Genomic DNA, 24,285 nt, shown 5'->3' with positions numbered 1-24,285 from the left:
CCGCTGGCACTGTCGGCCACGGGGCGTGCCGGCTGCGCGCCCGCGTGCGGACCGTGCTTGGCGCGTGTCCCGGCGATTCACGGCGCGCCGCACCCGACGAGTCGAAAGGGCGGCTCGGCACGTTCCCCGTCTCGTCCAAACCGTTTGCGATCCTCAGTATCTTGGAGATTTTCCCGTGTCAACGAATCCCAGTGGAAAAGCCGGTGGTCTGATCGAGGTACGCTCGATCGATTTCATTCCCGACGCCGAACGCCACGGCGGCCTGTTGAGCCAGTTCACGCTGTGGCTGTCGGCGAACATGCAGATCACGGCCATCGTCACGGGGGCGCTGGCGGTCGTGCTCGGCGGCGACGTGTTCTGGTCGCTGGTCGCGCTGCTGCTCGGCCAGCTCGTCGGCGGCGCGGTGATGGCGTTGCACGGCGCGCAGGGGCCGCAACTCGGCTTGCCGCAGATGATCTCGAGTCGCGTGCAGTTCGGCGTCTACGGCGCGATGATTCCGATCGTGCTCGTATGCCTGATGTATATCGGTTTTTCCGCCAGCGGCTCGGTGCTCGCCGGGCAGGCCGTCGCGCAACTGCTGCACGTCGACGACGCGGCCGGCATCCTGCTGTTCGCGGCCGTGATCGTCGTGCTGACGGTGTTCGGCTATCGCGCGATCCACTTCGTCGGCCGGATCGCGAGCGTGGTCGGCATCGTCGCATTCGTCTACATGTTCGCGCAGCTGTTCGCGAACCACGACGTCGGCGCGCTGCTCGCGAACCGGCACTTCTCGCTCGCGAGCTTCCTGCTGTCGATGTCGCTGTCCGCGTCGTGGCAGATCGCGTTCGGCCCGTACGTCGCCGATTATTCGCGCTACCTGCCGCGCTCGACGTCGTCGGTCGCCACGTTCCTCGCGGTGGGCCTCGGCTCGGTGATCGGCGCGCAGGCGGCGATGGTGTTCGGCGTGTTCGCGGCCGCGCTGGCCGGCAGCCAGTTCGCGCACCATGAGGTGTCGTATATCGTCGGGCTCGGCTCGACGGGCGCCGTGGCTGCGTTGCTGTATTTCACCATCGCGTTCGGCAAGGTGACGGTGACGGCACTCAACGCGTACGGCAGCTTCATGTCGATGGCGACGATCGTCAGCGGTTTCCGCGGCAAGGGCGCGGTGTCGTCACGCAGCCGTCTCGTGTACATCTTCGGGATGATCTGCGTGTCGACGCTGATCGCGCTCGCCGGCCGCCATTCGTTCCTGAAGGAATTCACGGCGTTCATCCTGTTCCTGCTCGCGTTCTTCACGCCCTGGAGCGCGATCAACCTGGTCGACTACTACTGCTTCACGCGCTCGCGCTACGACGTGCCGGCGCTGTCCGATCCGGACGGCCGCTACGGCCGCTGGAACGTGATGGCGATCACGATCTACGTGGTCGGCATCCTGGTGCAGCTGCCGTTCATGTCGACCCACATCTACACGGGCGCGCTCGTCGACGCGCTCGGCGGCACCGACATCTCGTGGATCCTCGGCCTCGTCGTGCCGGCCGGGCTGTACTACGTCGGCGCGCGTGCGTCGCGACGCAGCATCCCCGAGCGCCTGATCCTGCCGCTCGAACGCGGCGAGGTTCACCACTGAACTGACTGACGCGTCGCGTCGCCCGTCGTGCCGGCCGGCAGCCGTACGGGTCGCCGCGTGCTTACGAACTCGCGGCGACCGGCGCGCGGCGGCGCTGGATCATCTGCAGCGCGACCAACGCCAGACCGGCCGCGGCGATCAGCCCGCCGACGAGCGGCACCGCCGCGTAGCCGAAGCCGGCCGAGATCGCCGCGCCGCCGGCTGCCGCGCCGACCGCGTTGCCGAGATTGAACGCGCCGATGTTGACGGCCGAGGCGAGGCCCGGCGCGTCGTGTGCGGCACGCATCACGCGCATCTGCAGCGGCGGGACCACCGCGAACGTCGCGACACCCCAGACCAGCAGCGTGACCGCCGCGCCGACATGCGTGCGGGCGAGCAGCGGGAACGCGGCCATCGTCACGATCAGCAGCACGAGGAAGCCGATGAGCGTGCCGTCGAGCGAGCGGTCGGCGAGGCGGCCGCCGGCGATGTTGCCGATCGAGAAGCCGACGCCGATCAGCACGAGCATCGCGGTGACGAAGCCGGGTGTCGCGCCGGTCAGGTGTTCGAGCGTCGGGGCGACATACGTGTACAGCGTGAACATCGCGCCGGCGCCGAGCACCGTGGTCCCGAGCGCGCCGAGCACGACGGGGCGCGTGAGCACCGACAGTTCGGCACGCAGGTTCGGCATCTTGCCGGCTTCGCCCTTCGGCAGCGCGGCGAACAGGCCGGCGATCGCGATCAGGCCGAGCGCGGCGGTCGCTGCGAACGACATGCGCCAGCCGATCATCTGGCCGAGCCAGGTCGCGGCCGGTACGCCGCCGACGTTCGCGATCGTGAGGCCCATGAACATCGTCGCGACCGCGCTGGCCTGCTTTTCACGCGGCACGAGGCTCGCCGCGACCACCGAGCCGAGCCCGAAGAACGCGCCGTGGTTCAGGCTCGTGACGAGCCGTGCGAGCAGCAGCGTCGTGTAGTCCGGCGCGACGGCCGACAACAGGTTGCCGATCGTGAAGATCGACATCAGCGCGATCAGCGCCGAGCGACGCGACCAGCGCGCGAGCAGCAGCGTCATCAGCGGCGCGCCGACCATCACGCCGATCGCATACGCGCTGATCAGCATGCCGGCCTGCGGAATCGACACGTGTACGCCGTCGGCGATCACGGGCAAGAGGCCCATCGGCGAGAACTCGGTCGTGCCGATGCCGAACGCGCCGGCGGCAAGCGCCAGCAGCGGCAGCGCGGCGCTGCCGCCCGGGCGGGAAGGGGAAGAGGTCGTGCTGTTCACGCGATGAACTCCTGCAAGCATGGGGCAACGGCACCGGGCCATTGCGGACAGGTGAAGTGTGCCTGCGTTACTTTTGCGGAAAAAGCCGCGCTCGGGCGAAATTATCTTGATTCGATGTCAATAATTCGGAGTCGAGCCGGCATGCGTGTGCGGCCCGAGTGGCGCGGTTTCGGCGATTCGCCGGCGCGGCTCGCCGATGAAAAAAGCCCCGGTCACAGGGGGCCGTGACCGGGGCGAAAAGCATCCTCTCTTTGGCACGAGGGTTGGATGCGGGCGCAGTATATTTCGGGGCATAACATTTCGAAATGACGTTAAAGGGCCTCTTTTGGTGCCAATTTAAAAATTCCGACGTGATCGCGTCGTCCGTTATCGATCTGAAAGATTTTTCGTTTGTCCGAGCCAATGTTTAGTGCGCGATGACGGCGAAGCCGACTGAATCCACCGTCGGCGCGCGGATCGCGCGTGCCGGCGATCGATCATTCCGCTTGGCCGGCCGCGTCGCGCACCGCTTCGAGAAACCGCGCAACGACGGGAGACGCCGGCACCGCCGCACCGTCGAATACGAACTCGATATCGAAGCGGCTCGCGAGTTCGTCGAGCGCGACGAGCCGGACCGTGCGCGGGCACGTCGGCGACGCGCTTTCCGGCACGAACGCGCAGCCCATGCCGGCCGCCACGAGACCGATCAGCGTCGGGATGTCGCTGCCCACCTGCGCGATGCGCGGCGTGAAGCCGGCCCGTTCGCACTGCGCCATCAGGAAGCGGTGATGCGCGGCGGAGCGCTGCGCGTCGAACCAGACGAACGGCTCGTGCGCGACGTCGGCGAGCGTGCGCGGCGCGCGGAAGCGGCCGCCGGGCGGCGCGGGCATCGCGAGCACGAAGCGGTCGCTCAGCAGCCGCACGCCCGACAGATGCGGCGCTTCGTCTTGGCGCCACGCCATGATGCCGCCGTCGAGCTGGCCGCGCATCAGCGCTGCCGCCTGTTCGGCGGACAGCATCGGCGCGATCGACAACTTCACGTCCGGACACGCGTCGCGAAACGCCTTCAGCACGTTCGCGACGACCGGCAGCGGCAGGCAGTTCGGCAGCGCGCCGAGGCGCAGCTCGCCGAGCTGGCCGGATGCGCTGCGCAACGCGCGCTCGCGGCTGTCCTGCAACGTCGCGAGCAGGCCCGTCGCATCCTGCAGGAAACTCGCGCCGGCCGCGGTCAGCGTGACGCCCGTCGTGCGGCGGATCAGCAGCGGCGTGCCGATCGCATCCTCGAGCTCGCGGATCTGCCGCGACAGCGCGGGCTGGACGATGCCGGCCGCGCGGGCGCCGGCCATCACGCTGCCGGCTTGCGCGACGGCCACGAAGTAACGCAGGTGACGCAGTTCGATCTGGCGCATGCGATGTCGACTCCCGTTGTCGGCGTTGATTCGGCGGATATGCCTGCCAAGCATGGCAAGCACCATCCGATGGTATTGGAAAAGCATGGCGGGCGTGCCGTACGATGATCGACGTTGCCGGGCCTGTTCGCGGGCCGCGTGCGTTCCCTTTGTCCCGACCGTGTCCCGCACCATGCCGCTTCATATCCCGACCCCCTATGTCCGCTCGCAAATCGCGTCGCGCCGTCTCGGCAAGAACATCCGATTGAAGCTCGACGCGCTGCAGCCGTCCGGTTCATTCAAATTGCGCGGCATCGGCGCGGTGTGCGAAGCGCGGCATGCGGCCGGCGCGCGCCGGTTCGTGTCGTCGTCGGGCGGCAATGCGGGCATCGCGGTCGCGTATTGCGGTCGCGAGCTCGGCGTGCCGGTGCTCGTCGCCGTGCCGGAAACCGCGTCGGCCCGCGCGCGGGCGCTGATCCGCGCGGAGGGCGCGGAGGTGGTCGTGCACGGCGCAAGCTGGGCCGAGGCGAACGCGTACGCGCTGTCGGCCGTCGGCGCGCAGGACGCGTTCGTGCATCCGTTCGACGACCCCGTGCTGTGGCAGGGGCACGCGACGATGATCGACGAGATGGCGGCGGCCGGCCCGAAACCCGACGCGGTCGTGCTCGCGGTCGGCGGCGGCGGGCTGCTGTGCGGCGTCCTCGAGGGGCTCGCACGCAACGGCTGGCACGACGTGCCGGTCGTCGCGGTCGGGACGGAAGGCGCGGACAGCTACGCGCGCTCGGTCGCGCAGGGGCATGCGGTCGACTTGCCGGCGATCACGAGCATCGCGACGTCGCTCGGCGCGAAGCGGCCGTGCGATGCGGCGGTCGAGTGGGCGAAGCGGCATGCGATCCATCCGGTCGTCGTGTCGGATGCGCAGGCGGTGGCTGCGTCGCTGCGGTTCGTGGACGAGCACCGGATCGTCGTCGAGCCGGCGTGCGGCGCCGCGCTGGCCGCGCTCGAACAGTCGGTGCCTGCGCTTGCTTCGGCGTCGGAAATCGCGGTGATCGTGTGCGGCGGCGTGACGGCGACGGTCGAGCAGTTGCAGGCGCTGAACGCGACGTTGCGGTAACGCGCCAGTGCGCGTGCCGCGGCGCGGCCGGGCGGCGCTGCGGGGGTGAAGACGTAACGACGGCGTGATCGCGCGGCGGGAATGATCGCGGGCGTCGGCGGGAGTCGGGATTCGTGTGGTTCGTCGCGACGGGTTGCGCTCGATCGCCGGTCACGTCACGGCGCGCATGCGCAACCGGCCTTCGGGTGTACGACGATCAAGTGAGGCGTCGGGGAAGGGCGCACATGGCGCGCCGTGCGCGACGGGCGCACGACGCGGAGAGATGGTCTCGCGATCAGTTCGCGGACGGCGCGCTGGCACCGGTCGGTGCGGACGACGCGACGGGATCGGCGGCAGCGGGCGCGGGCGTCTTGTCCGCCGATGCCGGAGCAGCGTTCGCGGAGGCAGGTGCGGAGGCTGCCGGCGCGGGCACGGCCGATGCCGATGTGGGTGCGGCCCGCATGACGGCGGCAGGTGTCGAAGCAGGCACGGCCGCCGACGCGGATGACGGAGCCGATGCCGAGGAGGAAGGCGGGACTGCGGCCGAAGCCGCCGCAGGTGCCGAAGCCGATGCCGGCACGCCACCCCGCATCGCCCCCGGCGCGACCACGGCCGATGCCGCGGCAGGCGCAGCAGGCACGACCGACGCACCCGAAGCCGGCTCGACGCCCGGCCCCGACAGCGGCACCGGTGCGGCGGGCGGTGTCGGCACGACCGGCGTCGTCATCTTCATCGGCTCGCCCTGCGGCGTCGGCGCGGGTTCGGGCAGCGGCGTGACGGGTTCCTTCTCGGCCGCCTTCACGGTCGCGCGATCGCGGCGGGCCGGATCGATCTTCAGGAAATGCTCGACGAGATTGAAGAAGCGCTCGTAGAACACGCCGGCGGGAATCGTCTCGCTCGCGGTCTTCACGAGCGCGTCGTCGCTCGACCCGATCGGCAGCGACAGCGAGCCGAACACGCTGAGCCCGACGCTCGCCGACGTATTCGACTTCTTCAGCGTGTAGCGGTCCTGCACCGCGTTCACATACGCGATGCTCGACGAGCCGTCGGCATTCGCGTCCGCGCACACGACGTGAAACTCGATCACGACGTGCATGTCGTTGCTCGGCTGGAAATTCTTGCTGCCGTCGACCGCATCGTTGCGCGACGACGACACCACGTAGCCCTGGCTCAGCAGCGCGCGCCGCGCGGCCTCGCAGGCCGCGTCGGATTTCGAGCGGAACGTGTGCGCATACGGGCTGCTCGTCGCGTCGAACTGCTCCTGCTGGTAAATCGGCTTGGGCGGCGACGAGCACGCCGCCAGCACGGTCGCGGCCGCGAGCGCGCACGAAACGGAAAACAGGCGAAATCGGTTGTGCATGGCGTCTTTCAAAAGGCTCGGCGAGATGCCGCGCGAGGCTGCGGGCGCAGCGGCGGGGCCGGTGCGATGCGCGTGGCAATCTCGTATGGCCGGGGCGTCATTATAGTTTCGTTTGATGTCGCGCTCGCTTCAGGCGGCCGGCGCAGGCCGCGCGGCGGCGAGCAGTCGCGATGCCAGCGGGTGGTGTTCGCCGCGCCGCGAGCGGATCGCGTGGATTTCCTCGGTCACGTCGCCCGCCCGGCCGAGCCGGCGCAGCCCGCGCAGCAGCGATGCGTCGTTCGCGCCGAGTTCGCTGAGCGGAAACACGCCGAGGCCCCGCGCCGCGAACACGGCCATCAGCGCGCTGTCCTCGAATTCCCCGGCCACGCGCGGCACGATCCGTTCCCGTTCCAGCCACAGGTCGAGGCGTGCGCGCAGCGCCGAGTGGGCGGTCGGCAGCAGCACCGGCAACTCGGCGAGGCACTCCGGAAAGCGCTGCCGCGCGGCCGTCGTGACGAGCGCCGCGGGCCCGTACCAGTCGACCGGCGACGCGACGAGCCGCTCGCTCGTCACGCGCAGATTCGACCCCGACGGCGCGCCCTGGCCGGCCAGCACGAGGTCGAGGTGATGCAGCGCCAGTTCCGCGAGCAGCGCGTCGTGCTCGCCCTCGTGGCACAGCAGCCGCAGCGTGGGCGTGTCGAGCACCGGCGCGAGGATCGCATGCGCGGCGAGCTTCGAGATCCCGTCGGCCAGGCCGATCGCGAGCCGCACGGTCGGCTGGCTGGCCGCCGCGCGCACCTCGTCGGGAATCAGCCGGCCCATCTCGAAGATGGCCTCGGCGCGCGCATACGCGGCCTGGCCCGCATCGGTCATCGCGACGCCGCGCCCGACGGGGCGCAGCAGCTGGTGGCCGAGCGCCTTTTCCAGTTCGCGGACCTGCGCGCTGATCGTCTGCACGGCCATGTCGAGCCGCTCTGCGGCGCGCGCGAAACCGCCTTCCTTCACGACGACCCAGAAATAGTACAGATGGCGAAAATTCAGCATCGGATCGATATTTCGGAAAAACCGAACCAAAGATCAGATTCTCTCTGATTTTTTCGAAGTCGTGGGGTGGCCTATCATCGGGCTTTCCACATTCGAATCGGCCCTCTTCATGGACTACCTGCTGACGCTTGCCGCCGACCCCGCCGTCTGGGCCGCGCTCCTGACGCTCGTCGTGATGGAAGTCGTGCTCGGCATCGACAACCTGATCTTCATCTCGATCCTCAGCAACAAGCTGCCCGAAGCGCAGCGCGCCCGCACGCAGCGCCTGGGCATCGCGCTCGCGCTCGTGATGCGCCTCGCGTTGCTCGGCAGCGTCGCGTGGATCGCGAGTCTCACCGAGCCCGTATTCACGCTGTTCGATCACGCGTTCTCGTGGCGCGACATGATCCTGCTGTCGGGCGGCCTGTTCCTCGTCTGGAAGGCGACCACTGAGATCCATCACCACGTGTCGCACGACGGCGACGGCGCGGGTGCGTCCGGCGGCGCGGCCGGCCTGACGGTATGGGCCGCGATCGGCCAGATCGTGATGCTCGACATCGTGTTCTCGATCGACAGCATCGTGACCGCGATCGGCATGACCGAGCACGTCCCGATCATGTTCGTCGCGGTGATCGTCGCGGTGAGCGTGATGCTGTTCGCCGCGCAGCCGCTCGCACGCTTCATCGACCGCAACCCGACGATCGTGATGCTCGCGCTGTCGTTCCTCGTCGTGATCGGCATGACGCTGATCGCGGAAGGCTTCGGTTCGCACGTGCCGAAGGGCTATATCTACGCGGCGATGGCGTTCTCGGCGTTCGTCGAAGGCATGAACATGCTGGCGCGGCGTGCGAAGGCGAAGCGCGCGGCGCGGGTCGAAGGTCACTGAGAAAGCGGGCGGGCGAGGGCCCGCCCTTGGTTCGGAATGCTCAACGAAAGGAGAAGCGCGATGAAATGTCCGGTCTGCAAGACGCCCGACCTGCTGATGGCCGAGCGCCAGTCGATCGAGATCGATTACTGTCCGACGTGCCGCGGCGTGTGGCTCGATCGCGGCGAGCTCGACAAGCTGATCGCACGCGAAACCGGCGATGCGCCGCCGCGCCGCGACGAGCCGCCCGTGCGGCACGATGCGCAGGCGCCGCGCGGGCGTGACGACGGCTGGGGGCGCGACGGCCGCTCGCACGACGACCGCTATCGCCACGACGGCCAGCGTCGCAAGAAATCGGTGTTCGATCTGTTCGATTTCGATTGAGCGTGACGGCGGGCGTGCACCGCGCCGCACGATGAAACAAAGCCCCGCCGGGTGTCATGCCCGGCGGGGCTTTGTCATGCGCGTCGCGCGATCGGCACGCGGCAGCGCTTACGCGTTGCCGGCCGTCACGTCGATGCGGCGCGGGCGTGTTTCCTCGCGACGCGGAATCGTCAACGTGAGCACGCCGTCGCGCAGGCTCGCATCGATTCGCGACGTGTCGAGATCGGGGCTCAGCACGAATGTGCGCGCGAAGCGCGGCGCGCGGACTTCGGCATGCCGCACGCGCAGGTCGGCCGGCGTGTCGATGCGCGTGTCGGCTTCGATCGTCAGCGTGTTGTCGTGCACCTTCACGTCGAGATTCTCGCGCGGCACGCCCGGCAGGTCGGCGCGCAGCGTGACGCGCCGTTGGTCTTCGACGATGTCGACGGCCGGCGCGATCGCGGGCCGGCGTGCGGCCTCGGCGGCGGGCGCGTGGACGGCGCCGGCCTGGCGTTCGGTCAGGGTCTGGCTCATATTCATGTCGTTCTCCTGAAGGTTACTGAACGTTGATCGCACGTGGCTTCGATGCCTCGCGCCGGCCGACGCGAATCAGCAGGCAGCCGTTTTCGTAGCGGGCGCTGACGTTGTCCGCGTCCGCGTTCTGCGGCAGCTCGACTACCCGGCGGAACGCGCCGTGAAAGCGCTCCTGCGCATAGGTGCGCACGTCGTCGCCGGCGTCTTGCGGCACGGGCTTGCGCTCGCCGCTGATCGTCAGCAGGTCCTTGTCGATCGAGACGTCGAAATCGGCCGCGGCCATGCCGGGGGCGAACGCGACGATCTCGATCGCGTCGTCGGTCGCGCCGACGTTCAGCGCGGGAAACGCGCTCGGCCGCACCGCGCGGATGCCGGTCGGAAGCTCGCCGAGCAGGCTCGCCATCTGCCGCTGCACGCGGGCGAATTCATCGAACAGGTCGTGGCCGTGATGGATACCGCTCATGAAGGTCCTCCGGAACATGAAACGCAAAAGACGCGACGACGCGACGCCGATGGCGAGTGCGATGCGCGGCTTTCCTCTGAGTCGAAACGGGGGCGGTGCGTGTGACGGGCACCGCCTGGCAACCGGTAATTAGAGGCCGCCGCGGCGGTTTTCAAGAGGGGAAGTGCAACCGGCATCGACGCGTCGTTACGTGAATCGATGCGACAATCGTCGCGCTTTCCACAGACCACGGAGACGGGACGGACATGGACATTCAACGCATCGCGATCGTCGGGGCCGGCGTGATCGGCGCGAGCTGGGCGGCTTTCTATCTGTCGAAGGGCTTCGACGTCGTCGCGACCGATCCCGCACCGCAGGCCGACGCGCGTATGCGCGACGCGCTCGCCGCATGCCTCGGTGACCGGGCCGCCGAACTTTCCGCGCGGCTGTCGTTCGATGCGGATCTCGTGCGCGCGCTCGACGGCGTCGATTTCGTGCAGGAAAACGGCCCCGAGCGGCTCGACCTGAAACGCGCGCTGTACCGGCAGATGGACGACGTGCTGCCCGCGCGCGTGCCGATCGCGTCGAGTTCGTCGGGCCTGAAGATGTCCGAGATCCAGACCGCCTGCGACAAGCACCCGGAACGCTGCCTGATCGCGCATCCGTTCAACCCGCCGCACCTGATTCCGCTCGTCGAGCTGGTCGGCGGCGACGCGACCGACCGGAACGTGATCGCGCGCGTGAAGGATTTCTACGACGCGCTCGGCAAGCAGACGATCGTGCTCAACAAGGAAATGACCGGCCACGTCGCGAACCGGCTCGCGGCCGCGCTGTTTCGCGAGGTGTATCACCTCGTCGGCGAAGGCGTGGTGAGCGTCGCCGACGCGGACAAGGCGGTTGCATGGGGGCCGGGCTTGCGGTGGGGGCTGATGGGGCAGTGCCTGACCTATCACCTCGGCGGCGGCGCGGGCGGGATCTCGCACTTCCTCGAACATCTGTCCGGGCCGATCACGACGTGGTGGGACGACCTCGGCACGCCGTCGTTCGATCCGGCCGTCGATCGCAAGCTGAACGACGAACTGCGCGCGATCCAGGGCGAACGCTCGATGCAGGAACTGGCGGCCGAGCGCGATCGGCTGCTCGTCGAGCTGATCGACGCGCGGCGCCGCAGCTTCCTGCCCTGAGCGCGGCGCCGCGCGGCGTTCCGGTCGTGCCGTGAACGGCGGCTATTGCTGGACGGCCGTTTGCGGTGCCCGCGGCGTCTGCGCGAGCCACGCGGGCTGCGCGGCCTGCACCAGTTCGCGATTGCGCGCGCGCGTCGCGGCATTCGGCGGATAGTTGCCGTCGTTGGTCGGCAGTTCGCCGTCGAGGTACGCCTGCTTCAGCTGCGCGACGACTTCCGCGCGCGTCAGGCCCTGCGCGGGGGCAGCGGCATCGGTTTGCGCAAAGGCGGGGGACAGCAGCGCGGCTGCGGCGGTCGCGACGGCGAATCGCAAGACGTTCATGGTGTGCTCCGATCAAGGGGACGGGATAGCGGCTGCGCGGCACATTGCCGTGCGTTCCGATGGGTCCCATTGTCGCGAGCGGGTGCTGCGCGGACGCTGACGCGTTCCGGGCAAGATTGTCAGTTGCGCGCTCACGCCGCGGCGGGGCGGCGTCGGCGTCACGGCGAAGGCGATCGCTACAGCTCGGCCGCCGCCGCGATCAGCGTCGCCTCGAGCGCAAGCGTCGAGCGCGAGGCGGCCGCCGGCCGGTCGATCACGTATTCGAGTTCGCCGAGTTCGGGGAGCCCCGCGTCGAGCCGCGCGAGCCCGGCCGGAATCACGTAGCCCGCGAACGCGCTGACGCCGAGCCCCGCGCTCGCGGCCGCGCGCAGCACCGCGATGCTGCTGCTCACGACGGCGATCCGGTACGGGCGGCCGACCGCCTCGAGCGACTCGAGCACGCGGCGGCGCGATACGCTCGGCTCCGGATGCATCGCGAGCGGCAGCACGGCCTCGTGGCCTGTGATCCGCGAATCGGGGCCGGTGCACCAGTACAGCGGTTCGCTGCGGATCACGCGGCCGCGCCGGCTGCCCGCGACACGCTTCGCGAACACCAGATCGTGGCGGCCTTCGTCGAGCGCGTCGAACAGGTCGCCCGACAACCCCGTCGAGATCGCGAGTTCGACTTCCGGATTGCGCTGCACGAAGCTCGCGAGCGCGGCCGTCAGGTGCGCGGACGCGAAATCCTCCGACATCGCGAGCCGCACCTTGCCCGACAGCGGCGGGCCGCACACCGACGTGACGGCCTCGTCCATCAGCTCGAGGATGCGCACCGCGTAGCGGAACAGCGCGTCGCCGTGCTGCGACAGGTGCACGTTGCGCGTGTCGCGCTCGAACAGCGGCCGGTCGAGCAGTTCCTCGAGGCGACGGATGTGCTGGCTGACGGTCGACTGCGACAGGCTCACGCGCTCGGACGCAGCGGTGAAGCTGCCGGACTGGGCGACGGCGACGAAGCTGCGCAGCAGCTCGGGCGGTAATGGACGCATTGCTAAATCCACTGAATCGGTTTCGACAACTTCATAAATGCCCGGATCATGCGGCGCTAGTATCGGATCACGCCCCGGTGCGGCCCATGCAAACGGGGCGCACCGGACGCGTTGCCCGTGTCGTGCCGTCGGCTGCATCGGTCAGTCTAAGCCATCCGGCGTCCGGCCCGAAACCGCATCATCCCATCGACCGCCCGAGAACGCGCTCGCACGACGAGCCGCCGGGCCGCGGCGCACCGCCGCGGGAGACAGACCGTCCGCGCCCGGGATCGGCGTGCGGGCCTGGCTTCCGCACGCGTCAGGCGCCCGTCACGAAGAGACTGGAGACGACTCATGATCATCTACGGAACCGCGCTGCTGGCGTTCTGCCATCTGGCCGGACTGTTCCTCGGCGACCTGCTGGGCGCCGCGATCGGCGTGAAGACCAACGTCGGCGGCGTCGGTATCGCGATGCTGCTGCTGATCTGCCTGCGCCTGTGGCTGCACCGGCGCGGCTGGCTGCCGAAGGAGACCGAGGCGGGCGTCGGTTTCTGGGGCGCGATGTACATTCCCGTCGTCGTCGCGATGGCCGCGAACCAGAACGTGGTCGCCGCGCTGAAGGGCGGGCCGGTCGCGCTGCTCGCCGCCATCGGCGCGGTCGCGATCTGCGCATGCTGCATCGCGGTACTCGTGCGCACGGGGCGCGACGACACGGCCTTCGCGGGCGTGCCGCAATTCGAACAACAGTGACGGAGGCCGCCATGCTGCAGATGCTCGAAAAAACCGTCGCCCACAACGGGCTCGTCGCGTCGTTCGCGCTGGTCGGCCTGATCATGTGGCTGTCGTCGATCGCGTCGCGCAAGCTCACCTTCGGCCGCGTGCACGGTTCCGCGATCGCGATCGTGATCGGCCTTGCGCTCGCGTATGTCGGCGGTGCGTTCACCGGGGGCGAGAAGGGAATCGCCGACGTGCCGCTGTTCGCGGGCATCGGCCTGATGGGCGGCGCGATGCTGCGCGATTTCGCGATCGTCGCGACCGCGTTCGAAGTGCAGCCGACCGAGGCGCGCAAGGCCGGTCTCGTCGGCGTCGTGTCGCTGCTGCTCGGCACGGTGCTGCCGTTCATCGTCGGCGCGTGCATCGCGCGCGCGTTCGGCTACACCGATGCGGTCAGCATGACGACCATCGGCGCGGGCGCCGTCACCTACATCGTCGGGCCCGTCACCGGCGCCGCGATCGGCGCGAGCTCCGACGTGATCGCGCTCAGCATCGCGACGGGCCTCGTGAAGGCGATCATCGTGATGATCGGCACGCCGGTCGCGGCCGGCTTCATGGGCCTGAAGACGCCGCGCTCCGCGATGATCTTCGGCGGCCTCGCCGGCACCGTGAGCGGCGTGAGCGCGGGCCTCGCCTCGACCGATCGCCGGCTCGTGCCGTATGGCGCGCTGGTCGCGACGTTCCATACCGGCGTCGGCTGCCTGCTCGGGCCGTCGGTGCTGTTCTTCACGACGCGCGCGCTGGTCGGCGCGTGACCGCGCATGGCGCGTCGCATGCGGCCGGCGCGCGCGGTGCCGCGGCGGCCCGCATCCATCGCGGTGTCCTCTGAGTCGGATTCGTCAACATCATCAATCGGCGGCGGCGCCAGGCTTAGAATGCCGCTGAACCATCGAAGCGGGAGAACTGTTCATGACGGGATGGAATCACGCGCGGCAGGCGCGCGATGCACGCCTCGCGGCCGGCGCGGCCTTCGCGCGCGGCAAGCGGGTCGATGCGCGCGACACCGTCGCGTTGCTCGAAGCGGTGCTGCGGCCCGGCGATCGCGTGTGCCTCGAAGGCGACAACCAGAAGCAGGCCGACCTGCTCGCGACGGCGCTCGCCGACGTCGACAGCGCGAAGATCCATGACCTGCACATGGTGCAGTCGGGTGTCGTGCTGCCGGAGCATCTCGACGTGTTCGAGCGCGGGATCGCGAAGCGCCTCGACTTCGCGTATTCGGGCCCGCAGTCGCAGCGGATCGCGAAGCTGCTGTTCGGCGGCAAGATCGCGCTCGGCGCGGTGCACACGTATCTCGAGCTGTTCGCGCGCTACTTCATCGATCTCACGCCGCAGGTCGCGCTGATCGCGGCGGTCAGCGCGGATGCCGACGGCAATCTGTATACCGGCCCGAACACGGAAGACACGCCGACCGTCGTCGAGGCCACCGCGTTCAAGGACGGCATCGTGATCGCGCAGGTCGACCGCATCGTCGACAAGGTGCCGCGCGTCGACATCCCGGGCGACCGCGTGCATTTCGTCGTCGAGGCCGGCCGGCCGTTCTACGTGGAGCCGTTGTTCACGCGCGACCCGGCCGCGATCACCGAGACCCAGATCCTGACCGCGATGCTCGCGATCAAGGGCATCTACGAACCGTACGGGATCAAGCGCCTGAATCACGGGATCGGCTTCAACACGGCCGCGATCGAGCTGCTGCTGCCGACCTACGGCGCGAAGCTCGGGCTGAAGGGCAAGGTCTGCACGCACTGGGCGCTCAATCCGCACCCGACGCTGATTCCCGCGATCGAATCGGGCTGGGTCGAGCAGATCCACTGCTTCGGCTCAGAAGTCGGAATGGACGACTACATCCGCGCGCGCTCCGACGTGTGGTTCACGGGCCCCGACGGGTCGCTTCGCTCGAACCGCGCGTTCTGTCAGACCGCCGGCCTTTACGCGTGCGACATGTTCATCGGCTCGACGCTGCAGATCGACCTGTCCGGCCATTCGTCGACGGTCACCGCCGAGCGCATCGCCGGTTTCGGCGGCGCGCCGAACATGGGCAGCGACGCGCGCGGCCGGCGTCACCCGAGCGAGCCGTGGCTGAAGGCCGGCGCGGAAGCCGACCCGGACACGCCGGCGGCGCTCAGGCGCGGCCGCAAGCTGGTCGTGCAGATCGGCGAGACCTTCGGCGACAAGAACGTGCCGATGTTCGTCGAGAAGCTCGATGCGCTGAAGCTCGCCGACAAGCTGCAGCTCGACCTCGCGCCGATCATGGTCTACGGCGACGACGTCACGCACATCGTCACCGAGGAAGGGATCGCGAACCTGCTGATGTGTCGCGACAAGGACGAACGCGAGCACGCGATCCGCGGCGTGGCCGGCTATACGGAAGTCGGCCGGGGCCGCGACCGCAGGATGGTCGAGCGGCTGCGCGAGCGCGGCGTGATCCGCCGCCCGGAGGATCTCGGCATCGATCCGCTCGACGCCGATCGCCGCTGGCTCGCCGCGCGCTCGATCAAGGATCTCGTGCACTGGTCGGGCGGCCTGTATGCGCCGCCGGCCCGGTTCCGCAACTGGTGAGGAAGAGGGCATGGAACAGTTGAACTATCGCTTCACCGCGCGCGGGCGTGCGCGGGGCGAACGGGCCACGGCGCTCGTCGGCGTGGTCGCGTCCGGCAATCTCGAAGTGCTCGTCGAGCGCGTGCTGCCGGGCAACGAATGCGAGATCGACATCCGCACCGCGGCGGTCGGTTTCGGCGCGGTGTGGCAGGCGGTCGTGTCGGACTTCGTCGAACGGCGCGCGCCGGGCGGCCTGAAGCTGTCGATCAACGACGGCGGCGCGCGGCCGGACATGGTGTCGCTGCGGCTCGCGCAGGCCGTGCGCGCGATCGAGGGGGAGGCGTGATGACCGACGCGATCCACGACGCACCGGCGTTCGTCGCGAACGCCGCGAGCTGGTACGAAGCGTCGGCGCGCCAGCGCGTCGACGGGCTGCTCGACGCGGGCAGCTTCACGGAGTTTCTCGGGCCGGGCGAGCGCGTGACGAGCCCGCACCTGCCGCTGTTCGACCTGCCGCAGCAGTTCGACGACGGGATGGTGGTCGGCCACGGCCGGCTCGACGGCAAGGCGGTGTTCGTCGCCGCGCAGGAAGGCCGCTTCATGGGCGGCGCGTTCGGCGAGGTGCACGGCGCGAAGCTCACGGGGCTGCTGCGTGCGGCGCGCGAACGCGGCACGCCGGTGCTGATCCTGTTCGACACCGGCGGCGTGCGGCTACAGGAAGCGAATGCGGGCGAGCTCGCGATCGCCGAGATCATGCGTGCGCTCGTCGAGGTGCGCGCGGCCGGCGTGCCGGTGATCGGGCTGATCGGCGGGCGCGCGGGCTGCTACGGCGGCGGCGGGCTGCTCGCCGCGTGCTGCTCGGCGCTCGCGGTGTCCGAGCAGGGGCGCATCAGCGTGTCGGGGCCCGAGGTGATCGAGACCAACCGCGGCGTCGAGGAGTTCGACGCGAAGGACCGCGCGCTGATCTGGCGCACGATGGGCGGCAAGCACCGTCGGCTGATCGGCGGCGCGGATCGCTACGTGGCCGATACGCCCGATGCGTTTCGCGCGGCCGCGCTCGACCTGATCGGCCGTGCGCCGACATTCGACACGGCGATGCTGCGCGCGGAGCAGGCGCGGCTCGAAGCGCGCGTCGCGCGGTTCGGCACGTGCAAGGATGCGCTCGACGTGTGGCGCGCGCTCGGCGCGAGCGAGCCGGAAGCGATTCCCGGCATGTCCGACGACGCATTCGCGAAGCTCGCCGACCAGTTACAGGAGCCGCAGCATGACGCTCGATGAAGTTCTGAACTCGCTGTTTCCCAAGGGCCATTCGATCGAGCGAAACGGCGGCCTGCTGACGGGCCACGCTGAACTGACCGGCACGCGCGTCGACGTGATCGGCGTCGCCGACCGCCTGCCGTTCGGCATCGACGAAGCCCTCACGCTCGCGTCGCACGTGCTCGACACGATCGAGCGCGGCGGCGGCACGCCGCTTCTCGTGCTCGTCGACAGCGACAGTCAGCGGATGAGCAAGCGCGACGAACTGCTCGGCCTGAACGAAGGGCTGTCGCATCTCGCGAAATGCCTGATGCATGCGGAGCTCGCCGGGCACCGGACGATCGGGCTGCTGTACGGCCATACGGCCGCGGGCGCGTTCATCGCGACCGCGCTCGCGACGCGCACGCTGCTCGCGGTGCCGGGCGCCGAGCCCGAGGTGATGGACCTGCCGTCGATGTCGCGCGTGACGAAGCTGCCGATCGACGTGCTGAAGGAGATGGCGCGCTCGACGCCGGTGTTCGCGCCGGGACTCGACAATCTCGTGAAGATGGGCGCCGTCGACGCCGTGCTCGATCCGGCCCGTGCGCTCGACGCGCAGGTCGGCGAATGGCTCGGCAAGCCGGCCGATCACACCGATGGTCGTGCAGCACGCGGCCGGCCGGTCGCGGCCGACGTCGCGCGGCGCGTCGAGGCACTCGCGCGTGCCGCACGCTGACACGCCGCTGCGCCGCCACACGCTCGTCACGCTGACGGCGGCCGGGTGGGGCGCCGCATGCGCGCGCGATCCCGCGCTGGCGGCCGATCCGCTCGTGCAAGCGTGGGCCGCTCGCGGCTGGCCGCTGATCGTGCGTCGCGCGTCGCCCGACGAGGCCGATGCGCGGCGCGTGCCGCTCGGCGTGCCGCTGCCGCCTTCCGCGGGCAAGCGGCGCATCGCCCTGAACGTCGCCGCTGACGCGGTCGAGTCGGTCGGCCCGCTGCCCACGCTGGCCGACGTGCTGGTCGCCGCGCCCGACGCCTGGCACGCGACGCTGCGCGAGCTGGACGCGCTCGGCACGCGCTGCGGCGTGCAGGGTCGCGTGTTCGGCAGTCTCGCGTGGCAGGCGCTGACGGGCGAGTGCTATCTGAGCCCGTCCTCCGATCTCGACATCGTGTTCCCGCTGCCGGCCGCCGCGTCGCTCGCTGCGCTGCTCGACGGCTTGGCGGCACTCGACGCGCGCGCACCGATGCGCATCGACGGCGAACTGCTGCGCGACGACGGCGCGGGCGTGAACTGGCGCGAATTGCATGCGCGGCTGCCTGAAGTCGCGGTCAAGACGGCGGTGGCGGTCGAATTGATGTCTGCCGACGCATTCACGGGAGGCACGCGATGAGTGCATGGGCCGCCTGCCGCGCGACGGCGCCGTCCGACGCCGAGCGCATCGCCGAACTCGCCGAGCGCAGCCTCGTGCTCGAAATCGAGACATATCCGAAACCGGGCCTCGTCAGTCACGTCGACACCGGCAGCCATGCGGACATGGATGCCGCGACGTTCGCGCGCAGCGCGGCCGTGCTGCGGCCGTACTTCGCGGAGCTCGCCGACGCCGGCGCGCGCGACGCGGGCATGGCCGTGCTGCGCAAGATCGGGCTGCGCGCGGAACACGCGATGCTCGCCGCGACCGGCGGCGTCAACACGCATCGCGGCGCGATCTTCGGGCTCGGGCTGCTGTGCGCGGCCGCCGGCCGCCGCGCGGCGCCCGGCACGGCGGCACGCACGATGACGCTCGGCGCGCTCGTCGCGCGGCGGTGGGGCGCCGAGATTCTCGGCGGCCCGCGGCTGCCCGACAGCCACGGCGAGCGCGCGAGCCGCCGCTACGGCGTTGGCGGCGCGCGTCGCGAGGCGGCCGACGGGTTCGCGACCGTGTACGGCGTCGGTTTGCCGGCACTGCGCCGCGCGCAGCGCCGCGTGCCGGACGATCCGGAGGCCGCGCGCGTCGACGCATGCTTCGCGCTGATCGCCGCGCTCGACGATACGAATCTGCTGCACCGGGGCGGGCAGGCCGGCCTCGATTTCGCGCGGGCCACGGCGCGCGCATTCGTCGCCCGCGGCGGCATACGCGCTCGCGACTGGCGATTGCGCGCGGCCGCCGCACACCATGCGTTCGTCGCTCGCCGGCTGAGCCCGGGCGGCGCGGCCGATCTGCTGGCGATGAGCGTGTTCGTCGACGCACTCGAAGCGGCCGGGGTGGGGCGATGACGCTGGCGATCCTGTGTTCGGGGCAAGGTGCGCAGCGGGCGGACATGTTCGAGTTGACCGGTGCCGCGCCACAGGCTGATGCGCTGTTCGAGCATGCCGGCCGGCTCCTTGGCGACGATCCGCGCGACTGGGTGCGGCACGCCGAACCGGACGCGCTGCGCGAGAACCGCGCCGCGCAGATCCTTTGCACGGTGCAGGCGCTCGCGGCGGCCGCGCTGCTCGAAGCGGTGTGGCCGCGCCGGCACTGCGTCGCCGGGTATAGCGTCGGCGAAGTCGCGTCGTGGAGCGTCGCGGGGATGATCGATCCGCACGACGCGCTGGATCTGGCCGACGCGCGCGCGCGCGCAATGGACGCCGCGAGCGGCGGCGACGAACGGATGGCGTTCGTGCGCGGGCTGACGCGCGCGCAGCTCGCGCAACTGTGCGACGGCCGCGATGCGGCGATCGCGATCGCCAATCCGGGCGACGCATTCGTGGTGGCCGGACGGCAGGCCGACGTCGCCGCGGTGGCCGACGACGCGGCACGCGACGGTGCGCTGCGCGTCGCGCCCGTGTGCGTGCGGATCGCGTCGCACACGCGCCGGCTCGCGACGGCGGTGCCCGCGTTTCGCGCGTCGCTGGCTGCCGTGAACGTGCGCCGGCCATTGCCCGGTACGCGGCTGTTTTCGGGGATCGACGGCGCGTCGGTGCTCGATGTCGGCGCAGGGCTCGACAAGCTCGCACGGCAGATCGCGGAGCCGGTCGAGTGGGCGGCCTGCCTGGCCGCATGCGTCGAGGCCGGCGCGACCGCGTTTCTCGAGCTCGGCCCGGGCCGCGCCCTGACCGAGATGGTGGGCGGCGCGTATCCGGCGCTGCCGGCACGCAGCGTCGCGGATTTTCGTTCCGTCGACGGTATCGCGAGCTGGCTCGCACGCGTCGCGGCCGGCTGACGGGCGGCCCGCGAGCGGCCCGGAAACGCTCCGAAATCCCGGCAACACCGATTCCGGAACCGGCCCGCCGGGCGCGCGTTGCGCATCGGGTGTTGCGCCGGCGCAGCAGCGTCGCAGCAGGCGCTTGCCACGCGAATTGGCGTCGCTACAATGGCGCCCGCCATGAGATCCGCCGCCTTCCTCCTCGCCGTGCTTTGCTGCGCGGCGACCGCCCACGCCAGCCCGATTCCGTCCGATGCCGCATCGGTCGGCACGTACTTTTCGTATGACAATGCGGCGGCCGACGCGACCGTCGACCTGATCGGTCAGGCGCAGCGCCGCGTGCTGCTGGCCGGCTACGCATACGTGCCGCCCGCGGTCGCGGCGGCGCTGCGTGACGCGCGTTCGCGCGGCATCGAAGTGCGCGTCGTGCTGGTGCGTTCGTCGCGTGCGGGCAAATACAGCGGCGCGGGCTATCTGAAATCGGCCGGCATCAACGTCGCGATCGATTCGCGGCACGGCGATCCCGCGCCGCGCTTCGTGATCGTCGACGACAGCGTCGCGTTGACGACGCTGTCCGACGGCGCGCCCGCGCACGCGGAAACGGTGAACGTGTTCCAGCGCGCACCGGAACTCGCGCAATCGTACGCGCAGTCGTTCTGGCGGCTGTACCGGCAGGCCGGCGGGCTTTGAGCGCCTGACGGCGGTTCGCTCGGGCGAACGCCATCCATCCTTTTTCCGCCACGATCCGCATGCCGCGCGCGCCGGTATGACCCCGCTTGCATCGGCGCGTCCGATGAACCATGCTCGTTGAACAGGGGCCGGTGCGGGTGTCGCGCATCCGGCGCAACGGCAGGGAGCCGATCGTGACCGAATGTTTTGTCGATCGCGCCGACGCGGGTCGCCGGCTTGCGCACGCGCTGCAGGATTATGCGGGGCGTCGCGACGTCGTCGTGCTCGCGCTGCCGCGTGGAGGCGTGCCGGTCGCATTCCCGGTCGCGCAGGCGCTGCGCGCGCCGCTCGACGTGCTGGTGGTGCGCAAGCTCGGCATGCCGTCCGATCCGGAATTCGCGATCGGTGCGATCGCGACCGGCGGAGCGATCCACCTGCAGCATTCGGCGATCCGCGCGATGGGCGTGACCGATGCGCAGCTGGCCGACGTGATCGCGCGCGAGACGGCCGAACTGCAGCGCCGCGAAGCGCTGTATCGCGGCGCCCGGCCGCCGCTGCCGGTCGACGGCCGTATCGCGATCATCGTCGACGACGGCGTCGCGACCGGCGCGTCGATGCGCGTCGCGCTGCAGGCGCTGCGCGAGCGCCATCCCGCGCGCATCGTGGCCGCCGTACCCGTCGCACCGGATGGTGCCGGGCGGGCGTTCGACGATCTGGCCGACGCGTTCGTGACGGTGTTGCAGCCGCTGTCGTTCTTCGGGATCAGCCAGTTCTACGCGCGTTTCGACCAGACCGGGGACGACGAGGTGCGTGCGCTCCTCGACGCGGCCCGTGCGCCGGACGACGGCGTCACGTCCGTCTGATACGGCGCCGGCGCGATCCCGGGCGTCCGGCTTCGGCCTGCGCGAATACGCGCTGCAGCGCCGGATGGACTTCGCTGCGCCAGCGCGCGCCCGTGAACAACCCGTAATGATCGCAGTCGTCGACATCGAGGCGCTGGCGCTCGCCGGCCTTGAGGCCGCGGCACATGGCGAGCGCCGCATGCGTCTGGCCGGTGCCCGTGACGGCGTCGCAACCGCCTTCGACCGTCAGCAGCGCGACGCCGCGCAGCGCGGCCGGCTCGACGCGCTGCCCGCCGACGTCCCACGTGCCGTTCGCGAGGCACATTCGCTGAAACACGATATCGACGGTATCCAGGAAATACTCGGCCGGCATGTCGAGCAGCGCCGTGTATTCGCGCAGCGCACGCCGCGCGTCCGCCAGCGCCGTCAGGTCGAAATGCGACGCCGCGCGCGCGTAGTCCTCGATCAGCGTCAGAAAGCGTTGCGGATACAGCAGCGCGATTTCGCCTTGCTGAAGATAGGTCGGGAACACGTGCCGGCCACGGCCGGGGAAGCGCGGCGGCACGATGTCGATCAGATGGCGGCGACACCACGCGAGCGACCGGGACGCGGCGGTGGTGCCGAGCGTGGTCGGGTTGACGCGCGCGTCGAGCGGCCCGCCGATCAGCGTGACGCTCGCGGGCGGTGCGAGGCCGCGCGCGGCGCGCAGCGCGAGTGCGCCGAGCGCGGGAACGGTGGCCTGGCACACGGCGACGACGTGCAGCGGCCGCGCGTCGCGGGCGAGCGCGTCGACGAAGCCGTCGAGCGTCGCCACGTATTCGTCGAGCCCGAAGCGACCCGCCGCGAGCGGGACGTCGCGCGCATTGACCCAGTCGGTCACGCAGACGTCGCCGTCCGCGAGCAGCGCCTCGACGGTCTCCCGCATCATCACGGCCGCATGTCCGGCGAGCGGCGCGCACAGCAGCACCGTGCGCCGCGCGTCGTCGCGCGCGAAGCGTCGCAGCTGGCAGAACGGCGTGCGCGCGACGATCCGCTCGTCGACCGCCGCGCGCCGAATCTCGAAGCGCGGCGGCCCGGCGGCGGGCCCGAGCAGCGGCTCGAACAGGTCGTCGTAGCACGATGACGCGGCGTGCGCCAGCGTCGCGGCTGGCCACACGTCGAACGCGTGGCACGTCGCCGCGCGCCAGGCGCGCATCCATTCCCGCTGCTGCTCGACGACGGCATACCACATGGCGAACCTTGGGCGGAGGGAGCGTGAATCTGCATTATGGTCACTCTGGCCGCGCAGCGGGTGTCGGAAACGTGACCGGGCCCTAGGCGTCGACATATGGCGCTGCTACAGTCGTCGATTCCATTCCCTCAAGTGGAGCGTTCGCGATGAAGCTGATCGGCATGCTGGATTCCCCGTTCGTGCGCCGTGCCGCCATTTCGGCGAAGCTGCTCGACCTGCCGTTCGAACACGAGTCGATCTCGGTGTTCCGTCAGTTCGACCAGTTCCAGACATTCAACCCGGTCGTGAAGGCGCCGACGCTCGTGACCGACGACGGTGCGACGCTGATCGATTCGTCGCTGATCGTCGACTATCTCGACCATCGCGTCGCGCCTGAGCGGCGTCTGCTGCCCGACGCCGTCGACGCGCGGCTGCGCACGCTCGTGCCGGTCGGATTCGCGCTGGCGGCGGCGGAGAAGACCGTGCAGGTGGTGTACGAGCACGCGCTGCGGCCGGCCGAGAAGCTGCACGCGCCATGGCTCGAGCGGGTGCTGGGCCAGATCGAGGCCGCGTATGACAAGCTCGAGCCGCTCGTCGCGGCCGCGAATGGCTGGCTCGGCGGCGCGCGCCTGCTGCAATCCGACGTGACCGTCGCCGTCGCGTGGCGCTTCACGCAATTCACGAGCGCCGAGTACCCGGCGCTCGCGCGGATCGATCCGGCCCGTTATCCGGCGCTCGCCGCACATTCGGCGCGGGCGGAAGCGCTGCCGGCGTTTGTCGAGACGCCGCTCGACTGAAGCCCGGCGGCTGTCGCGTCGGCACGGGAGCGAGGGCGGCGGGCGATGCAACCGGCGTGCGATGTCGTCGCGACTCGGGCCGGCATCCGGCACGGATCGACTCGGCCGCCATCGGCCGCGTGGTCACTCGTTTTCGCCTGGTGCGGCGTCCGCAAGACCCCGTCGCGCACCGTCCGCCTTGCGTTCCCGGGCCGTCCGCCGCCGCCCGCTCGGCCCTGTCCGCCAAAGGCGCGGCCGATTGTTATCCGCCGCTGACAAGTGACTTCGCATTCGCGCTGTTTATCCGGTTGCGGCCGATCCCTAGAATCCACTCCATCGAATATGCATTGCCTGATGGAGCCGATGATGAGAGCGCTGATCGAATCGAGTCTGTACCACCCGTCCGTCGTGTTGCCGCTTGCCGCGTTGACGCAGCTGATGGTCGAGCGCGATTTCAATCTCGGCCAGGTCGGACTGATCGTCGCGGCGCGCGGTGCGCAGGCTGCGGTGTCGCGTTCGCGGGCGCTGATCTTCTGCCGCCACTGCGAAGCGCACGCATGATCGCGCTTCCAGCCAACAGATGAAAAAAAGCCCGGCCGGCGCAAGCCGGTCGGGCGGATCGGGTTCGATCGAGCCCCGGCTTGTGCCGGGGCTTTTTCTTGGGCGATGC

27 protein-coding genes are annotated in these 24,285 nt (G+C 70.2%); 18 read left to right on the top strand and 9 right to left on the bottom strand.

Annotated elements, in window-relative coordinates; genetic code table 11:
• Positions 1-175 precede the first annotated feature (175 nt).
• Positions 176-1,606, top strand: coding sequence for a purine-cytosine permease family protein (locus ACV22V_RS22535; protein WP_059523535.1), 1,431 nt, complete (start codon positions 176-178; stop codon positions 1,604-1,606).
• A gap of 61 nt (positions 1,607-1,667) precedes the next feature.
• Here the strand turns inward: ACV22V_RS22535 and ACV22V_RS22530 are convergent, their stop codons facing one another.
• Positions 1,668-2,873, bottom strand: a complete 1,206-nt coding sequence (locus tag ACV22V_RS22530) for an MFS transporter (RefSeq protein WP_059523533.1) — start codon at positions 2,871-2,873, stop codon at positions 1,668-1,670.
• 476 nt (positions 2,874-3,349) lie between these two features.
• On the bottom strand, positions 3,350-4,261 hold the full coding sequence (locus tag ACV22V_RS22525) for a LysR family transcriptional regulator (protein ID WP_448015587.1): 912 nt from the start codon (positions 4,259-4,261) through the stop codon (positions 3,350-3,352).
• A 172-nt stretch (positions 4,262-4,433) separates the two neighbouring features.
• Here ACV22V_RS22525 and ACV22V_RS22520 point away from each other — a divergent pair, with 172 nt between their 5' ends.
• Positions 4,434-5,354, top strand: coding sequence for a pyridoxal-phosphate dependent enzyme (locus ACV22V_RS22520; RefSeq protein ID WP_059691150.1), 921 nt, complete (start codon positions 4,434-4,436; stop codon positions 5,352-5,354).
• Between the two features lie 274 nt (positions 5,355-5,628).
• Here ACV22V_RS22520 and ACV22V_RS22515 read toward each other — a convergent pair whose 3' ends face one another.
• Together ACV22V_RS22515 and ACV22V_RS22510 are read right to left on the bottom strand one after the other, a co-directional pair.
• Positions 5,629-6,693, bottom strand: coding sequence for a DUF2242 domain-containing protein (locus tag ACV22V_RS22515; RefSeq protein ID WP_448015586.1), 1,065 nt, complete (start codon positions 6,691-6,693; stop codon positions 5,629-5,631).
• Between the two features lie 129 nt (positions 6,694-6,822).
• Positions 6,823-7,716, bottom strand: a complete 894-nt coding sequence (locus ACV22V_RS22510) for a LysR family transcriptional regulator (RefSeq protein WP_448015585.1) — start codon at positions 7,714-7,716, stop codon at positions 6,823-6,825.
• 109 nt (positions 7,717-7,825) lie between these two features.
• On the opposite strand from ACV22V_RS22510, the gene ACV22V_RS22505 reads away from it, so the two are divergent.
• Positions 7,826-8,581: a TerC family protein gene (locus tag ACV22V_RS22505; protein ID WP_059523522.1), complete on the top strand. Its 756-nt coding sequence runs from the start codon at positions 7,826-7,828 to the stop codon at positions 8,579-8,581.
• A gap of 60 nt (positions 8,582-8,641) precedes the next feature.
• Positions 8,642-8,944, top strand: coding sequence for a TFIIB-type zinc ribbon-containing protein (locus tag ACV22V_RS22500; protein WP_059523520.1), 303 nt, complete (start codon positions 8,642-8,644; stop codon positions 8,942-8,944).
• Between the two features lie 108 nt (positions 8,945-9,052).
• On the opposite strand, the gene ACV22V_RS22495 is transcribed toward ACV22V_RS22500, so the two are convergent.
• On the bottom strand, positions 9,053-9,463 hold the full coding sequence (locus ACV22V_RS22495; RefSeq protein WP_448015584.1) for an Hsp20/alpha crystallin family protein: 411 nt from the start codon (positions 9,461-9,463) through the stop codon (positions 9,053-9,055).
• A gap of 16 nt (positions 9,464-9,479) precedes the next feature.
• Positions 9,480-9,920, bottom strand: a complete 441-nt coding sequence (locus ACV22V_RS22490; RefSeq protein ID WP_448015583.1) for an Hsp20/alpha crystallin family protein — start codon at positions 9,918-9,920, stop codon at positions 9,480-9,482.
• Between the two features lie 245 nt (positions 9,921-10,165).
• Between ACV22V_RS22490 and ACV22V_RS22485 the strand changes: the two genes are divergently transcribed.
• Positions 10,166-11,083 carry a 3-hydroxyacyl-CoA dehydrogenase NAD-binding domain-containing protein gene (locus ACV22V_RS22485; protein ID WP_448015582.1) on the top strand — a complete coding sequence of 306 codons (918 nt, stop codon included), beginning with the start codon at positions 10,166-10,168 and terminating at the stop codon, positions 11,081-11,083.
• Between the two features lie 42 nt (positions 11,084-11,125).
• Here ACV22V_RS22485 and ACV22V_RS22480 read toward each other — a convergent pair whose 3' ends face one another.
• Together ACV22V_RS22480 and ACV22V_RS22475 are read right to left on the bottom strand one after the other, a co-directional pair.
• The gene (locus ACV22V_RS22480; RefSeq protein WP_059523512.1) at positions 11,126-11,404 is read right to left on the bottom strand and encodes a DUF4148 domain-containing protein; all 279 of its coding nucleotides are present in this window, start codon (positions 11,402-11,404) and stop codon (positions 11,126-11,128) included.
• 176 nt (positions 11,405-11,580) lie between these two features.
• Positions 11,581-12,429: a LysR substrate-binding domain-containing protein gene (locus ACV22V_RS22475; protein ID WP_039322076.1), complete on the bottom strand. Its 849-nt coding sequence runs from the start codon at positions 12,427-12,429 to the stop codon at positions 11,581-11,583.
• 333 nt (positions 12,430-12,762) lie between these two features.
• Between ACV22V_RS22475 and madL the strand changes: the two genes are divergently transcribed.
• From madL to ACV22V_RS22420, 11 genes are all read left to right on the top strand, one after another.
• On the top strand, positions 12,763-13,158 hold the full coding sequence (gene madL / locus ACV22V_RS22470) for a malonate transporter subunit MadL (RefSeq protein ID WP_059449382.1): 396 nt from the start codon (positions 12,763-12,765) through the stop codon (positions 13,156-13,158).
• A gap of 11 nt (positions 13,159-13,169) precedes the next feature.
• Positions 13,170-13,937 (top strand): malonate transporter subunit MadM, encoded by a 768-nt coding sequence (gene madM / locus ACV22V_RS22465; RefSeq protein ID WP_448015581.1) that lies wholly within the window; start codon positions 13,170-13,172, stop codon positions 13,935-13,937.
• Between the two features lie 154 nt (positions 13,938-14,091).
• On the top strand, positions 14,092-15,738 hold the full coding sequence (gene mdcA / locus ACV22V_RS22460) for a malonate decarboxylase subunit alpha (protein ID WP_059691157.1): 1,647 nt from the start codon (positions 14,092-14,094) through the stop codon (positions 15,736-15,738).
• Between the two features lie 10 nt (positions 15,739-15,748).
• A complete protein-coding gene (gene mdcC / locus ACV22V_RS22455) occupies positions 15,749-16,063 on the top strand; it encodes a malonate decarboxylase acyl carrier protein (RefSeq protein ID WP_059523506.1) in 315 nt (104 codons plus the stop codon).
• Positions 16,060-16,995, top strand: coding sequence for a biotin-independent malonate decarboxylase subunit beta (locus tag ACV22V_RS22450; protein ID WP_448015580.1), 936 nt, complete (start codon positions 16,060-16,062; stop codon positions 16,993-16,995). The genes mdcC and ACV22V_RS22450 overlap by 4 nt, the downstream gene beginning before the upstream one ends.
• Positions 16,982-17,689, top strand: a complete 708-nt coding sequence (mdcE, locus tag ACV22V_RS22445) for a biotin-independent malonate decarboxylase subunit gamma (RefSeq protein WP_448015579.1) — start codon at positions 16,982-16,984, stop codon at positions 17,687-17,689. The genes ACV22V_RS22450 and mdcE overlap by 14 nt, the downstream gene beginning before the upstream one ends.
• Positions 17,676-18,344, top strand: coding sequence for a malonate decarboxylase holo-[acyl-carrier-protein] synthase (gene mdcG / locus ACV22V_RS22440; protein WP_448015578.1), 669 nt, complete (start codon positions 17,676-17,678; stop codon positions 18,342-18,344). Before mdcE ends, mdcG begins: the two co-directional genes overlap by 14 nt.
• Entirely contained in the window at positions 18,341-19,207 is an 867-nt protein-coding gene (gene mdcB / locus ACV22V_RS22435) for a triphosphoribosyl-dephospho-CoA synthase MdcB (protein WP_448015577.1), read from the top strand. Before mdcG ends, mdcB begins: the two co-directional genes overlap by 4 nt.
• The gene (gene mdcH, locus ACV22V_RS22430) at positions 19,204-20,136 is read left to right on the top strand and encodes a malonate decarboxylase subunit epsilon (RefSeq protein ID WP_448015576.1); all 933 of its coding nucleotides are present in this window, start codon (positions 19,204-19,206) and stop codon (positions 20,134-20,136) included. The genes mdcB and mdcH overlap by 4 nt, the downstream gene beginning before the upstream one ends.
• Positions 20,137-20,286: 150 nt before the next feature.
• Positions 20,287-20,808: a phospholipase D-like domain-containing protein gene (locus tag ACV22V_RS22425; protein WP_448015575.1), complete on the top strand. Its 522-nt coding sequence runs from the start codon at positions 20,287-20,289 to the stop codon at positions 20,806-20,808.
• Between the two features lie 173 nt (positions 20,809-20,981).
• Positions 20,982-21,650 (top strand): phosphoribosyltransferase, encoded by a 669-nt coding sequence (locus ACV22V_RS22420; protein WP_448015617.1) that lies wholly within the window; start codon positions 20,982-20,984, stop codon positions 21,648-21,650.
• On the opposite strand, the gene phaZ is transcribed toward ACV22V_RS22420, so the two are convergent.
• On the bottom strand, positions 21,637-22,860 hold the full coding sequence (gene phaZ / locus ACV22V_RS22415; protein ID WP_448015574.1) for a polyhydroxyalkanoate depolymerase: 1,224 nt from the start codon (positions 22,858-22,860) through the stop codon (positions 21,637-21,639). The genes ACV22V_RS22420 and phaZ overlap by 14 nt on opposite strands.
• 146 nt (positions 22,861-23,006) lie before the next feature.
• Between phaZ and ACV22V_RS22410 the strand changes: the two genes are divergently transcribed.
• Positions 23,007-23,636: a glutathione S-transferase family protein gene (locus tag ACV22V_RS22410; protein ID WP_448015573.1), complete on the top strand. Its 630-nt coding sequence runs from the start codon at positions 23,007-23,009 to the stop codon at positions 23,634-23,636.
• A gap of 342 nt (positions 23,637-23,978) precedes the next feature.
• Complete coding sequence (locus ACV22V_RS22405; protein WP_044844954.1) at positions 23,979-24,176, top strand: hypothetical protein; 198 nt, start codon at positions 23,979-23,981, stop codon at positions 24,174-24,176.
• Positions 24,177-24,285: the final 109 nt, after the last annotated feature.

The organism is Burkholderia sp. AW33-5, from assembly GCF_053427615.1.
Note: the sequence above shows the minus strand (reverse complement) of the source record. Positions and strands in the feature narration are given on the sequence as shown.